Source organism: Sphingomonas suaedae, assembly GCF_007833215.1.
In the GTDB taxonomy this organism is placed as follows: domain Bacteria; phylum Pseudomonadota; class Alphaproteobacteria; order Sphingomonadales; family Sphingomonadaceae; genus Sphingomonas; species Sphingomonas suaedae.
The window spans coordinates 3,356,910-3,370,846 of the sequence record NZ_CP042239.1; the positions used below are offsets into that span (position 1 = coordinate 3,356,910).

Consider the following 13,937-nt stretch of genomic DNA (forward strand, 5'->3'; position numbering starts at 1 on the left):
CTGCCCGATAGCCTGGTCATTGAGACCCTGCGCTCCGCAACGCATTACATGAACGACAAGCGGGACGTGGATCGGCGCGCAGCGGACAGTAGCGCTATTTGTTGCGCGCCGGAGCGTCGGGAAGGTTCCCATAATCAGTTGTAATCGCTACCGCTCAGAGCAGATGAATGAACGGCAGGTTCCGGGATCACACGAGATGAGGCGTTACGACCGAAGTTAGGGCGCGAAGCGGATCCAAACGCGTCATCGACCGATACCGCGGCCCCGGCCTCGCCCAAAGTCGATCCCGTGGTTAAATGCCAGCTCGGCACCCAGCTTCCGCCCGGTCTCAATTGTGATGCCAAGCTGAGCCTTGCGAGCCGAGAGGATGGATTCCATCTGCGGGTCGCGTTCAAGGCTTCGCGCCATTCCGGCCATTTCATTCTGCGCTGATTTTCGGCCTGCGAGATCTCCGGTCATGTAGGCGCGCTCGGCTTGCGCGTTGAGCTTGTTCCAGCGCTCGACAAACCGGTCGGCACGCAGCTTCGGATGCGTGCGTATCTCAGCTTCATGCTGCATCGCTTGCCTGGTGCGCGTGAAATCGCCACCCGCTGTCTCGCGAGCAAGCCCCCAGTCCTTTTTGTAGGCGGTCTCGAGATCGACCGAGGCATGCTCGGTGATCGTGTTCAGGTCCTTGCGCGCCGCGCGCAATTCGTTCGCTTGGTCGGGGGTGGTGGCGTCGCCCTTGTCGAAGCTCTCGAAGATGCTGACCACCGCGCGGGCGTGCCGCTGGACGATATTCCTGCGCACCTGGCGGGCCTCTTCCTCGGTGGGTCTGGCTGACTCGAAAGGTCGTTCGACCGGAAGCCGCAGCCCCTCGAACATGCTACGCATCTTCCGGGGTACCTTGCGCGCCAGTTCGGCAATGCGCTGGCGAAACGTAATACCCCGCCGCTCAGCAAACTGGCGCTCGGGCTCGCCGGCATAGTCGCTCGCCATATCCTTGGCGCGGTCACGCGACAGCGTGCGGACAAGCCTGCCCTGATCCGCGAAGTCATCCTGCCCATAGTGCAGATCGACGTGATCGCGATGGCGTGACATCGCGACATATGTTGAGTGGCTATCCATGCCCGGTGTCGCCAGCACATGGGTGCGATCGACCGTCATCCCCTGCGCCTTATGGATCGTGGCGGCGTAGCCATGATCGATCTGCGCATAGTCCTTGATATCGAACGCGATCGCCCGGCCATCGTCCAGCTGCACCGCCATGCGAACTTGGCTCGTGCTCTCCACAGTGCCCAGCGTCCCATTCTTTACGCCCAAATCGCGCTCGTTCTTGAGGAACATGATGCGGTCCCCGGCCGCAAAGTTTCGCGTCCCCCGCTCGGTGGCGAGCGTGACATCTTCGCCGAGCGCCTCTGCCAAGCGCAACCGATCTCGCGCTGCCGTATTGAGCGCCTGCACCTCGTCGCGCGTGTGGGTGAGAATGATGCGCGAGGCATCTGGATTGGCGGCGCGATCGCGAGCCCAGCGATCGATCAGCGCGTTGCGCGCATCCTCACGGGTCGGGGCGGCGTGCACGGCGTCATGTTCGCCATACGCCTGGATCGCTTCGACGGTCCGGCCGGTAGCAAGGTGCCGGGTGGCATCGCGCTGCCAGTCCTCGTGCTGGCGACGAACCTCGGTGATCTCGACGCTGCCATGCCGCTCGGCAATCGAGCGGAACGCAGCACCCGCCTCGATCGCCTGTAGCTGCTCGGGATCTCCCACCAGCACGACCTTCGCGCCGCGCTTGGCGGCTTCTGATATGACACGCTCCATCTGACGTGAGCCGATCATCCCGGCCTCGTCGATCACCAGCACATGGTTTGAGGTGAGCGGGTCCCTCCCCTGCCCCCATTGATGCTCGAGCGACGCAATGGTGCGCGAGGCGATGCCCGATCCGCTTTCGAGATTTTCAGCAGCGATGCCCGACAATGCCAGGCCCTGAACTTCGAGCCCGGCCTGCTCCCAGGCATCGCGCGCAATGCCCAGCATCGCCGATTTGCCGGTGCCAGCGTAGCCTACGACAATAGCAAGGGCTTGGGGGCGTACTATATGCCTGAGAGCGGTCTGCTGTTCGCCCCCGAGAACAAGGCCGTTACTCCCGGCGGCGATGACGGCCTTGTTCAGCATCGTCGTCGGGAGACCATGGCTTTCACGATCAGCCAGCCGTTCGGCGCCGCGCATCAGGCGCTGCTCCACGTCGATCATGGCGCGGGATGTGAACCGATCCTCGCCGCGCCCGTCCTTGCCCAGCGCAACCAGGTCCGGTAACGCGCGAACCGCGCCTATAGCTTGGTCGAATTGCTCTTTGCCGTCGCTGTGCCGGTGGATGAACCGCGCAAGATCCCGCGTGGTGAAAGTCGCTTGGCTGTGCGTGATCGCGTCGAGCGCGATGTTTGGGTTGGCGATGATCTTGTCGCCGTTCGAGCGCGCAATTTCCAGGTGCTCAGCGGCGCGCTCGGACTCCAACCCTTGCGCCGCCATGCGCGATGCAGCCGGGCCGATCTTGTACTGTGGCTCGAGGTCGATCCCCTGCGCTTCCAATGACCGGTGATCGATCCGTGCATCGATATCGAGTTCGGCAAGCCGCTGATTGACGTGCTCGCTCCAGCGCTCGCGCCACTTCTCCAGGAGGTCGGTGCGGTTCCAGTCGCGGTTCTTCTTACCGAACCCGTCCTCGCAAACGTCGCGCATCGTCAGCATCACATGCGCGTGTGGCTTTGCCAGACCATCAGCGCCGATATCCCAATGCACATTGAGATCGGCGATCATGCCGCGATCGACGAACTCGTCGCGCACAAAGTCTCGGGCCAGCTCGATGCCCTGCTCCTTGGTCATTTCGCGGGGAATCGCGAACTCGATCTCGCGGGCGAGCTGCGCGTCCTTGCGCAGCTCCGCCGCCTCAACCTCGTTCCAGAGGCGCTCGCGATCGGAGAGGTGCTCGGGCGCTCGGTCCGGCAGCATCACCTCGGAGTGCACGACGCCAGCCTTGTTGGAAAAGTCATGATGCCGGTCGAGCCGCTGATCGTGCAGCCGGGAAGCGGAGCGATAGGCAGCAGACGCCAGCGCCGATGATCCAGCAGCACGCGAGATGACCTTGGCCGAGAAATGGTAGATCGCCATGACGGCAATCCACTTACACTTACACGAGCACGTCGGCACGACGTATAAGCGCGCCCTCAAAAGAATTAATCTTTCTCGGGAAATAGTTGTCCCAAGATATTTCACGACGTTTGCGCTGATCGACGCAGTACCTAACTGATACATTCCACAATGACAATTGAGGAAGGTGTCATGCGCAAACCCCGTGACTATGATTCGGAACTGAAGGCGCTCGACGAGAAGGCAAAGCTGCTCAAGGAGCGGCGGCTGCGCCAACTCGGCGAGCTGGTGGTGGCGACCGGCGCGGACGGGCTGCCGGTCGAGCAACTGGCAGGCGTTCTGCTCGCCGCGGTCGAGACCAATGATGCGGCGACAAAGGAGGACTGGCGCAAGCGCGGCGCGACCTTCTTTCAAGGCTCACGTAAGGCTCGCGGACGCGCTGGCGGCGACGCGCGCGGCGCTTCGGCGAGCGACGGCAATGCGCAATCGACACAGCGCCAGAATCGCGCGTGAGGACAAGCGGGATTGGGTCGTGAAGCGCCGCGAACGAACGCGCCAGCTCATCGAGCTTGGCGGTCTCGTCGCCAAGGCAGGACTCATCGACCTAACCGACGATGATCGCGCGGTGATCTTCGGGTTGCTGGTCGAGGCCGCAGCCAGGTTGCGCAGCGAGGATCGGGACAACGCCCTGCTGCTTTGGAGGCGGCGCGGCAGGCGCGCATATGAGGCGCTTGCCCCCGAACGTGAACCCCGCCCATAGCCCGCCGATGACCGAAGACCTCGAAGCCACCATTCTCGCCTTCCTCAAGCGCGCACCGGAATGGGTCCGCCGCGATCTGACAGCGAAGGACCAGAGCGCCCGCACGCAAGCGGAAGAAGCGTTCGCAGCGATACTGGCAGACGCGCTGCGGCGTGCGGAGACCTGAAGAGATCGCAGCGCCGGTTTGACATCGCATCGGCAAAGTCGCACGCACGCTCGAATACATCCAAAATGGAGCAAAGCGTGACCGAAGAGAACGCCCCCAATCTCGTCGAGCTTGCAACCGAACTGACGATTGCCTGGCTCGGCAATCCCAACAATCGCGCGACGGCCGACGAAGTGCCGGCATTCCTTCAAAAGATGTACGCCACGGTCAGCGAATTGTCGGGCGGTGCTGCGATCGCGGAGAGCGATGAGCCTGTCGCCGAAGAGCACTCCCCGGCAGTCACGGTTCGCAAATCCCTGGCGTCAAAGGATCACATCATTTCGATGATCGACGGCAAGCCGTACAAGACGCTGCGTCGGCATCTCTCGACGCATGGGTTAACGCCCGAAGAGTATCGCGCGCGCTATAATCTGAAGCCGGATTATCCGATGGTCGCCGAGAGCTATTCGGAGCAACGCCGCGCGATGGCGAAGAAGATCGGGCTCGGCAACAAGGGCCGCGCGGCGAAGGCTGCAACTCCGGCTCCGGCGCCCGCGCCCAAGCGCGCACCGCGCGCCTCCAAACCGGCCTGAATTCGCGAGCGCCGCGCGATCAGTCGCGCGGCGCGAGCCGCCGTTCGCAGACATCGCGAACGGTCTTTCGCAAAAGCTCAATACGCTCGGCGATCCAGTCCAGCTCCTCGGGCGTGATCTTGTAGTGCGCCGAGTAGCGGGCGTTCACATAGGCCTGCTGCAGCAACTCAAAGCATCGCCGCGCAAACTTAGTGTCGCGCGGCCAAACGGCGATCAGTTCGTGAACCAACGGCTCCGCCTGCGCGCGAAGGAAATTCAGCTTGTGCGATTTCGGACTGTAGAGCGTCAGGGTTAGCAACAGGCAATGATATAGCTGTTCGGTGGTCTGATGAAGATCGAACGCCGCCTGCTTTGCATACCCCCGCTCGATGGCGGTACGCGCTAGATCAAATCGCATCTCTGCGTTTGAAAACCACTCGTCAAAATACTTTTGCGCTTCCGCCCGCACAGCCTCTTCTGTCATCGGCTTCGGCGTGGCGAATGGATGCCCTTCAGCCTCGTAGAGGACCACGCCCTGCTCGGTTGCGTCGATGAAGAATGGGCGACCACGCATCAGCTGGTCGTTCACGTCTGCAAGGCTGTGAACGATGAATGTGACGGGCGCGCTGATCCGCTTGGAGATCGTCACCTCGCGGACAAAATGGTCGTCCGCCTTGGCCCAATATTCCACCGGGTCGGTGAGCCGATCATCGCTTACCACAACGAGGATATCGTAATCGGAGTAATAGCCCCCGACCGGGTCCTCGACCCAGTCGCCGCGCGCGTAAGAGCCGTAGAGGATCACCTTGAGGATGCGCCCCTGCTTCTTCCACTTCTGGGTGGCGAGCGCGGTCGCGTCCTCGAACTCGGCGAAGAGTATCTGCACGATGCGTTCGAGATCGCGGCGCTTGCGGTCCGGGAGATGATCGAGGTCGGTCCTCATAGTTCCTTCCTAGCGAGCGAGCGCCCGTGCGCAAACACGGACGCTCGATAGAATTACCGGAAACGCCACCAGCGTCTGTGCTGCCGGTTCATGCGGCGGGCAATGCTCACGAGCGCCTTCGCAATCTCCCGCTCGACTTGCCCGGCAGTAAGGCCGGTGCGCTCGGCGATCTCGACATAGCTCAGGTCGTCGAGCCGGGCGGCGAGGAAGATTTCGCGCTGCAACCGGGGCAGCTTGCGAGCGACCCGTTCGATCCGCTTGGTGGTTTCTGGATCGGGATCATCGGTCATGATGTCCTCCAGCAAAAGGAAGGGAAGTCTGGCGGCGCGGTGGCCGCCAGACAGTCAGGCTGCGCGACGCAGCGGCTCGGGTTCCGTCGACCCTGCCAATTCGGCGACCTTGGCCGCCCGGCTGACGGTCGCGACCCCGCCGCGCTCGGTGTAGGCAGATGGCGGGAACGCCATCCACTTGGGCACCCAGCCTGTCACCTTGGCCCGGCCGTTCTCGCCAGTGAGGCAGTCGCGGATGATCGTGCGCTTGACCTTGCCGGTCGCGGCCTCGTTCGCTTGCGACACGCCCTCGCCCGCTACGTCTGCCAGCACATGCTGCAACACCTCGCGGTCGCGGATCAGGTCGAGTAACGCGTCATCGCTCTGCCAGACCTTGGCCGTCTCGGTGCCGAGCATCGGACCCAGCACCTCGATCAGCGCACTCCCCGCCTCGAGCGTCTCGCCCATGACGATGGCCGCAACGTCCATTACCGCAGGATCGGGAAGCGCGATCAGCTTGACGAACAGACCCGCCACGCCATGCGCGCCGTCATAGCCGCCGGTCACGGTTGGCGTCTCGGGATCGAACCCGAGTAGTGCCAGCACCGCGCGCCGCTTCTCGTCGAACGCAGCTTCTGAGGGGCTGTTCTCGACGCTCTCCGCAATCGCATCGGTTGCGGCACGTTGCGCCTCGATCCGAACATTCCACAGCGGCGAACCGGCGATGACGTGCGCAACCATCAACCGCAGCGCCAGCGAGGGACGGCTGGCAAGGTCCGCGCGGACCGCAGCATGCCGGTGTAGATCGATATAGTTCTGGATGGGTGCGCTGACCTCGGGCCGAACTGGCTTCTCGATAGCTTCGCCGCGCTCCAGCTTCCGCGCTTCCTTGGCGGTGATATAGCCTTCGTGGAAGGTGACCTCGCCCCTATGCCCGACGCTGACGAACACCTTGCCGCCTTGGCGTTTGGACCGCCGCTCATGCTCCCAGCTGTGGAAATAGTCGCCGCGCTCCAGCACCACGACCTCGCTCCACCCGGCCTCGCGATACGCCTCGACCCGCGCCAAGATGGCCGCTTCCTGCGCGGTCCAAAACGTCTCGACGCTAGCGAAATAGCGCTCGTCGCCGAACAGGTCTGAGACGATCTCGCCCTTGTAGTCAGCAAGGTCGAACAGCGCGGCATCGCACAGGATCGGCGTACCCCCGAACAGCCACGCCTTGAGCTGCTGGCCCACCGGCGCGCGCTGCTCGGGGTCATCGACCAGCGCCAGCCAGTCGCGCTGCTGCGCCTTGCTGGCGAGGGTAAGGTGGCGGACGGTCACCGCGTCAATCTGCTCGTGGCGGTAGAGATTGCGGATGCGGGGCAACAGGTTGCCGAGCGCCAGCGTGCGCTTCACCTGCACCTCGGTCAGCCCGAAGGTGAGCGCGATATCTTCGGGGGTGCGGCCCTCGCGGATCAGCCGGGTAAACGTCTCCCACCGCGTCACCTCGTCCGGGTCGAGCCGCGCGATGTTCTCGATCAGCGAGGCCTCCAGCGCCGCTGCATCGTCACCCGCTTCCATGATCGCGCAGGGCAGCGCGTCAACTCCGCCGCCTTCCTCGGCGACTGCCAGCGCGGCATGATAGCGCCGCTTGCCCGCGACGATCTCATAGCTGTCGGGCGATCCGTTCTGTCGAACAATCAGCGGCACCAACACCCCGCGCGCCCGGACGGACGGCAGGATGTTGGTGAGGTCGGGTGCCTTCTTCACACCCCGCATATTGGCGGTCGAGACAGACAGGTTGGCGAGTTCGATATGCTTGAGTTCCATGGGTCCACTCCTTCTTCCTGAACCGCACCGGCCCCGGCGAAGGGGGGTGGGCGGCAAGGAGCGGACTGGCAGTCCCGCCGATCGGAGGCGGGGTGCACCCGAAGGGCTGCAACGCAGTGGAAGACCCGGCGCAGCCGGGTTGCTGCCCGCCGCGGCGGGACTAGAAGGCAGCGACGCCCACCCCCCTTGGCCGCGGCCGAGACCAACAACGCCAGCGCATCGCGCTGACCGCAGCATCCAAGCGCAGCGCGCTTGCCGCTCCGCCAGGAGCCCACGAATAGGCACTCTCGAAGCCGGACGGCCGTCGTGGCGGCGTGCGCGCGCAGCTGTGCGCCAGCCGCCGCCGCGCCCTCCGCCCGGATCGAGTGTGCCACGCGGGAAAGAAAAGGCGCTGCGGACCCTGGCGGCTTCGCAGAAGTCCGCCAGCGCACGCCCATCAGCTATCGCGTTCCGCTGCCGGGCAGCGCCCGGCCCACGTCACGCGATCGTCACCCGCATGGGCCGAGACGCAGCAGGCGACTCGGCGGCGCGCCAGCGGCGTAGAGCGCGGTCACGCATCGCGTGAGACGCCCTGACACCTGGCCACTCGAAAGGCCAACCTACGCTAAAGCTACGTAAAAGCTACGTATGTGCACGCTGGCACCGCACAGAACCCTCCTGACACCAGAGAGGGTCTGTTCGCCGCGACTGTTTCCTGCCCAAATTGCCTCCGGGAGCCCCAGTCAGAGGCAGACAGTGCAAGGAAATAGCAATGCAGACCGAACCCCCAGACCGCATCCTCCGGATCAACACGGTCCTCGCTCGTACCGGGCTGAGCCGATCAACCATGTACCGCAAGATGGAGAGCGGCACGTTCCCGGGGAACATCCAGATCAGCACCCGGTGCGTTGGATGGCGCGAATCCGCCATCAATGCTTGGCTGCGCAATCCGATGCTCTATCGCTGGGACGATCCCCGAGGATGAATGTCACGAGAGACCGCTAGCTGAGTCAGCTTGTGCCAAGCGCGCCAACGATCACCAGCAGCCTGTCAAGATCCGAGAAGGTTCAACCTGCATTGGAGCTACTGCGCTCCATCGTCGTCCTCTGTCGTCAACGACTCGGGTTCAGATTGGCGGAGTCTCCAAGGGAGCACGTCAACCTGCTTCAGCAAGCGGCTCTGCCGTAAGCGCAACCTGGTCGAGCGGCTCTTCTCCAAGCTGAAGCACCTTCGCCGTGTCGCCGCTCGCTACGACAAGCTCGCGGCCAACTTTCTGGCCATGAACTTTCTCGCCTCAATGCGGCTCTGGCTGAGAGCTTATGAGTTTACGGCCTAGTCTCTCGCCGACCTCGCCCTGTACTTTTACTTCGCCTATTATAGAGAAGAAACGCTGCCCCCGCGAGTGGGGGGGCCAATATGATGACAGCCAAAGTTAGATAGGAATGAGCAAAATATGAAACCCCGAGTTCATTCCGAATTTCCGCCGCAACTTGGGCATCGCCGAGCTCTTGAAACTGAAAAAAAGCATAGCATAACGCAATGGGTGCACACAGAAGCGCGAATAAAGGGCGCCACGCTGCGAGCGCTATAAAAGCCCCAGCGATCATCAAGGCAATTATCCACAACTCCTCGACCGAAGGCTGTTTATCAGAAACCTCAGCCATGGCTGGAGATGAACAAAGTAAAATCACACTTGAAATCGCGTAGCTTGAGATTTTTACCCACATATAACATCCATTTTTAGCCACACCTAATATTCTTTATAAATACTCCAAAATTGGCGCCTATTACCCGCTTCCACACGCAAGATTTTAATGCGTAAGCAGGCGTTCACCGATCTGCTCGACGGATTCGTCACGCTGCCCGGCGGCGGCACCGGCACGATGGACGAATTATAATTCCAAGATCAATTATAAAAATAGCATGACTGACAATATAGCCATACATTAGCCCCTATTCAATTATGTTTATTTTTAAACCCCTTCCCTGAGTCATCCGGTCTAGTAAATCAGACCTGCTCATTGGGTAGTTTTTATTATCCGGATCTTCTTCTTGAACTCTAACGGGAACGGTCCCATCTGGATCGGCTTGGATATCCTGCAACAACATATTGGTCATGGAATCCCCAAATAATCCACCACCAATATCAATGCATCCTGCACTCCCTTCTAAACTTCCTCCATGCAAAAAGAAGCCATCCCTCGTCACAGGCCATATTTGCGATTGCGGATACGAGCGTTCGGCCTGCCTATGGAGCCGCACTCGCCAATCTCCCCAATCCCCGTTGCTATTTCTGACCACATCCCTGACCCGACTGGGATTACTAATTTCTGACGACTTGATATGGTACAAACCTCGCGGAATTGGCCCCTCAAACGGTTTTCGCTCGCAACCAGGGTTGTTCATACAAGGTCCGGACCGACCAGATGTCGCGCGTATAGAATATGGATTTCTACCCTTAGTCTCCGGATCAATGCGAAGATATCCCGTCCTTGAATTAAACCAAATTTTGGTTTTTCCGCTTGGGTCAATTAAATTTATCGGATTATTTGCAACATATGAGTATAGATTGATATTATCTTTATAGCCTATGGGGTCCGTTTGCAAAAAACGCCCCAGTCTAGGGGAGTAGATCCGCGCCTTGTAGTAATACATACCAAGCTCAGGGATCCAGGACTGACCCGTGTATTGAAACCGTCCGCCATTAGTCAATTTGGGGGTACCATATTCGTCATAGGCATTGATTATCAGTGCCACGCCTGAGTTGTCAGCGATCGACACGATCGACCCTTGATGATCCACCTGAAGGCTACGCCGCGTGCTGCTCGATACCGTGCTGCCGTCATAGAACAGTATCGGATCGTCTTCACCTGGGCCATGAACGTAGCGCTTTGTGACCGTACCGCTGCTGTTCATCTCAAGCACAAGTTCATCGCCCGAATAAACAAACCGGGTGATGCCGCTTCCGCCGTCCGTGGTCTGATATAGCCGCCCCATTGCGTCATAGGCGAGCGATGCGGAAACAGGCCCCTCGTAGTTAACGGTAGGGCAAGTCGCATCCACCTTCGCCCGCCGCTCGATCAAACGATTGTTCGCATCATACTTGTAGGCGTAATACGCATCAAGCGTCAGATTCCCATTGTTGTCATAGCAAAGCGAGCCGGTTGACGCAGTCTCATACTGATTGAGGCCATTCACCGTGTAGAGGGCGTTCGCGTTCGCGTAGTCGGTAAACCTGTAACCATCGTTATTCCGATCCCGCGTCGCAATTTGGCCTGCTGGCGTATAACTGAAACTCAGTTCAACATCGTTGGGCGTGCTCCACAGATTATCCGCGATCTTGATCAGCCGCGACACGTCGTCGTGGTCATACGTTGTCGCGACGCCCGCCCGCGTGCTGCCTATTTGGCGACCCTTACTGTCATAGTTGAGGGTCGCGACCAATGTCGAACCGTTCTCCGAGATTCCCACCATCCGGTTCAGCATGTCATAGCTGTAGGTGAAGTATGCCCCATCCGGATGCGTGACTCGCGTGCGATTGCCGACGATGTCGTAGCGGTAGGTTAGAAGTCGCAACGACGACAGACTCTGCTCTGATACGAGACGCCCAAACCCGTCATAGCCAAATGCCGTCGTACCCAGAGTATCCGCCGCAGTCAGCCGCAGGTTCTGTAGATTGTAACTGTAGGTTGTCGTACCGCTACCATCTATTGTTTGCTCAGTGACGCGGTTTAGCGCGTCAAACGTATAGCCAAAGAGAGTTTCGTCACGCTTGCGGAACGAGGTGCGGTTGCCATTCGCGTCATACCCATAGAGTTCGTAGTCGTCGGGATTGGTCGCTCCGATCGTGTCTTTGGACGGGAACGTCCACTTCACCTTGCGGTCATGACCATCATAGGCAAACTCAGCACGGTTGCCGTTGGCGTCGATCACCGCGCTATGCTGGCCGTTGAGCGTGTATTCGTAGCGGGCATAATCAATCTGCACGCTCGTCCCCACGCCCTGCTGGACCTTTATCAGCTGCCCGCCATCGTCGTAAAAGTTCTTCGTGATACGATCGGGACCAAAGCTGCCCTCAGTCCCGAGTGTACAGGCGCTTGAGGGCAGCGAACTATAAGCTGCCGGGTTCATGCGAACCGCGGTGCATTCGTGCCGACCAAAGAGGTCGTAGCTATACTGGGTCAGTGCATAGTGCGTGGTGCCTGACTTCTTGGTCTCGGTCAGCTTGCGATCCAGCAGGTCATAAGTCGTTTCAATGCTCTCACTGGCGGCAAAGGCCGCCCAATGCGTGTCCGACTGGCTCGCCACCGTGCCTTTCTCGACCTTGGTCAGCCGCCCGGCTGCGTCATATGTGTTGCGAACCGCCGGGTGCGGGTTACCCGAACCGCTCCCATCTGGATCTGGGCTGATCACGCCGATTACACGTCGCATCGCGTCGTAGCGCCAGCGCGTGGTGTCCGCCGTCCCCGCTGCAGGGCCGTCTTCGGTCAGCTTGTCCCCGTTCGCGTCGTAGGTCCAACTGGTAGTCGCAGTCACCAGCCCGTTAGTGGTTGCGTCCCACGCGGTCACCGACTGAGAGCTCGGCAGCAGATTGTTGGCGGTCCCAGAGGTGCCGTAGGTGAAGACCGTCTTGATCTCGTTGTTCGTGCCCACGCACGAGGCCGGATCCGCCGAAGTCGCCGCGCGGCACTCGGAAATCTGGGTCAATAGCCAAATCGGCGTCGATGCCTGAACGAGCGTACCGGAAGTATTTTTGTACCAAGCATAATATTGCGCATAGGTGTATCGCTTCTGAGGCCTTGCGGCTCCCGACTGTGGTGCGGGGAGCGTTTCGGTCAACACGCCGCCGTGGGTAATGTCATAGGTATAATTAGTGGTGTGCCCTCGAGCATCGGTAACTGTCACTGGCTTCGCGCATACGACCCAAGTCGTACAATTGTAGGTGAGCGAGATTGAATTGGGGTCATCGGAAGTGCCGATCGCCGCTGTCCACGTGCGCCCCGTCAAACGCCCGCCGTAGTACGTGAAGCTCTCGACCCGGCCATTGGGAAGGGTTCTCGCGATCAACCTTTGATATGGCATCACCGGGGCGCCAGAAAATTCATTAGTCGTCACCCTCCCAAGAGGGTCGGTGATCGTCTCTGGCGATGGCGGCACATACAAAGGACCGGCGCTGCCCGCCGGTCCTAGAACCTCTTGCCGATATGACCATCCGAGCGTCGTCGACGCGACGCCGTTTTCAATCCATCCAGTTCCTCGCGCGTACCCGCCGCCGAAGATCGCGGGATCAGAGGTCTGCGGATCGAGATTCGTGTAGCTGTAGGTGATGCTGCGTCCGTCCGCGAACACCTGTTGGGTGACAGCTTTTCCCTTCGCGGCTTCAAACGAGATTCCCTCGACGCTCGATATCGTATTCGTCACATATGGCGTTGCCGTCAGACCAGGCTTGTAGAATGCCTGCGCGGTTAGCGACGAGCCAGAATAGCTATTGGTGACAAAGCTGACCTGCACCGCTGAATCGGTTACGCTCGCTACGGTATCGTTCAAATAGGTATAGCCGACCGATTGCGCGCCTGAGGGGCAAGTGTCTGATGTGGGCGGTGTGGTGATCGCCAGATTAATCGCGCAAACCTTTTGAATTTTGTGCGCGTCCGAACCTCCGAAATATTGAAATATCAGTTGGTAGCCCGCATTGCTCGTCACTCGCTTGAGGCGTTTGCTGCTGCTTGGCCCTCCGGTGTCATATAAGAGGGAATATGTGACCCCGGTTGGATATACGACCGACGTCGCGAAGGCATTTCCACCGTCGCTAGTGGCCTCGAAGTTCGTTACCACCCCTTCGGTAGTGGTATGCTTAAAATAGTAATTCGACCCGCTGGCGAGCCTCTCCAGCTTGTCCTCGCCATTCGCACTCCGGCTGAAATCGGTGAACGATGAATAGTCGAGGGCAGCCCAAAAAGACTTTGCCATGGCTCCGCGATGCGCGGAAAAAGACATCGAGGTGATGTTAGGAAGCCCGTCGTCAGGATTTTTTACCCATTGGATCTTCCTCTCAAGATAAATGTACCAATTCGTGCGAAAGAGCATTGGGCCTCGGCTGATGCGATCGACCGCCAGTCCTCCATTGCCGTCCGGCCCGATCGCAAGATCGCGGGTGGTATCACGATATTGCCCGGACACCATATCGACGCCGCCTGGGCTGATGACTGCAGTGTCAGGAGGCACCGCGCTATTAGAGGCTTGAGACCAAGCTACACTTGGACACATCAACAGCACCGTCACAGCAAGGCGGGCGATCAGGTTGATCAAATTTCTTCCCCCAAAAAGCGCC

Annotated in this window: 10 protein-coding genes and 2 pseudogenes; 7 read left to right on the plus strand and 5 right to left on the minus strand. The window is 60.2% G+C overall.

What is annotated here, in order from left to right; all coding sequences use genetic code 11:
• Nucleotides 1-243: 243 nt before the first annotated feature.
• Complete coding sequence (traA, locus tag FPZ54_RS15980) at nucleotides 244-3,147, minus strand: Ti-type conjugative transfer relaxase TraA (RefSeq protein WP_145848821.1); 2,904 nt, start codon at nucleotides 3,145-3,147, stop codon at nucleotides 244-246.
• A gap of 171 nt (nucleotides 3,148-3,318) precedes the next feature.
• Here traA and FPZ54_RS15985 point away from each other — a divergent pair, with 171 nt between their 5' ends.
• The 4 genes from FPZ54_RS15985 to FPZ54_RS15995 all read left to right on the plus strand — a co-directional run bounded on the left by FPZ54_RS15985 (nucleotide 3,319) and on the right by FPZ54_RS15995 (nucleotide 4,624).
• On the plus strand, nucleotides 3,319-3,639 hold the full coding sequence (locus FPZ54_RS15985; RefSeq protein ID WP_145848822.1) for a conjugal transfer protein TraD: 321 nt from the start codon (nucleotides 3,319-3,321) through the stop codon (nucleotides 3,637-3,639).
• Nucleotides 3,640-3,658: 19 nt separating this feature from the next.
• The gene (locus tag FPZ54_RS15990; protein WP_239019604.1) at nucleotides 3,659-3,886 is read left to right on the plus strand and encodes a conjugal transfer protein TraD; all 228 of its coding nucleotides are present in this window, start codon (nucleotides 3,659-3,661) and stop codon (nucleotides 3,884-3,886) included.
• A gap of 7 nt (nucleotides 3,887-3,893) precedes the next feature.
• Entirely contained in the window at nucleotides 3,894-4,052 is a 159-nt protein-coding gene (locus FPZ54_RS19950; protein ID WP_186456791.1) for a DUF6771 family protein, read from the plus strand.
• 77 nt (nucleotides 4,053-4,129) lie between these two features.
• The gene (locus tag FPZ54_RS15995) at nucleotides 4,130-4,624 is read left to right on the plus strand and encodes a Ros/MucR family transcriptional regulator (RefSeq protein WP_145848826.1); all 495 of its coding nucleotides are present in this window, start codon (nucleotides 4,130-4,132) and stop codon (nucleotides 4,622-4,624) included.
• Between the two features lie 19 nt (nucleotides 4,625-4,643).
• Here FPZ54_RS15995 and FPZ54_RS16000 read toward each other — a convergent pair whose 3' ends face one another.
• The 3 genes from FPZ54_RS16000 to FPZ54_RS16010 are packed head-to-tail and all read right to left on the minus strand — an operon-like array spanning nucleotide 4,644 to nucleotide 7,627.
• Nucleotides 4,644-5,546, minus strand: coding sequence for a HEPN domain-containing protein (locus FPZ54_RS16000; RefSeq protein ID WP_145848828.1), 903 nt, complete (start codon nucleotides 5,544-5,546; stop codon nucleotides 4,644-4,646).
• A gap of 53 nt (nucleotides 5,547-5,599) precedes the next feature.
• Nucleotides 5,600-5,836 carry a sigma factor-like helix-turn-helix DNA-binding protein gene (locus FPZ54_RS16005; protein WP_145848830.1) on the minus strand — a complete coding sequence of 79 codons (237 nt, stop codon included), beginning with the start codon at nucleotides 5,834-5,836 and terminating at the stop codon, nucleotides 5,600-5,602.
• A gap of 54 nt (nucleotides 5,837-5,890) precedes the next feature.
• Nucleotides 5,891-7,627: a ParB/RepB/Spo0J family partition protein gene (locus FPZ54_RS16010; RefSeq protein ID WP_145848831.1), complete on the minus strand. Its 1,737-nt coding sequence runs from the start codon at nucleotides 7,625-7,627 to the stop codon at nucleotides 5,891-5,893.
• Between the two features lie 751 nt (nucleotides 7,628-8,378).
• Between FPZ54_RS16010 and FPZ54_RS16015 the strand changes: the two genes are divergently transcribed.
• The 3 genes and pseudogenes from FPZ54_RS16015 to FPZ54_RS20365 all read left to right on the plus strand — a co-directional run.
• Nucleotides 8,379-8,591 (plus strand): helix-turn-helix transcriptional regulator, encoded by a 213-nt coding sequence (locus tag FPZ54_RS16015; RefSeq protein WP_145848833.1) that lies wholly within the window; start codon nucleotides 8,379-8,381, stop codon nucleotides 8,589-8,591.
• A 180-nt stretch (nucleotides 8,592-8,771) separates the two neighbouring features.
• A pseudogene (locus FPZ54_RS16020) lies at nucleotides 8,772-8,942 on the plus strand (transposase); the annotation flags it as partial.
• Between the two features lie 430 nt (nucleotides 8,943-9,372).
• Nucleotides 9,373-9,501: pseudogene (locus tag FPZ54_RS20365) on the plus strand (LOG family protein); the annotation flags it as partial.
• A 58-nt stretch (nucleotides 9,502-9,559) separates the two neighbouring features.
• On the opposite strand, the gene FPZ54_RS16030 reads toward FPZ54_RS20365, so the two are convergent.
• Nucleotides 9,560-13,915 carry an RHS repeat-associated core domain-containing protein gene (locus FPZ54_RS16030; RefSeq protein ID WP_186456793.1) on the minus strand — a complete coding sequence of 1,452 codons (4,356 nt, stop codon included), beginning with the start codon at nucleotides 13,913-13,915 and terminating at the stop codon, nucleotides 9,560-9,562.
• Between the last annotated feature and the right edge of the window lie 22 nt (nucleotides 13,916-13,937).

Coding starts and splice junctions, on each gene's coding strand:
- FPZ54_RS16005 (WP_145848830.1), bottom strand. CDS start 5,836: ATGACCGATGATCCCGATCCAGAAACCACCAAGCGGATCGAACGGGTC.
- FPZ54_RS16010 (WP_145848831.1), bottom strand. CDS start 7,627: ATGGAACTCAAGCATATCGAACTCGCCAACCTGTCTGTCTCGACCGCC.
- FPZ54_RS16015 (WP_145848833.1), top strand. CDS start 8,379: ATGCAGACCGAACCCCCAGACCGCATCCTCCGGATCAACACGGTCCTC.
- FPZ54_RS15985 (WP_145848822.1), top strand. CDS start 3,319: ATGCGCAAACCCCGTGACTATGATTCGGAACTGAAGGCGCTCGACGAG.
- FPZ54_RS19950 (WP_186456791.1), top strand. CDS start 3,894: ATGACCGAAGACCTCGAAGCCACCATTCTCGCCTTCCTCAAGCGCGCA.
- traA (WP_145848821.1), bottom strand. CDS start 3,147: ATGGCGATCTACCATTTCTCGGCCAAGGTCATCTCGCGTGCTGCTGGA.
- FPZ54_RS16000 (WP_145848828.1), bottom strand. CDS start 5,546: ATGAGGACCGACCTCGATCATCTCCCGGACCGCAAGCGCCGCGATCTC.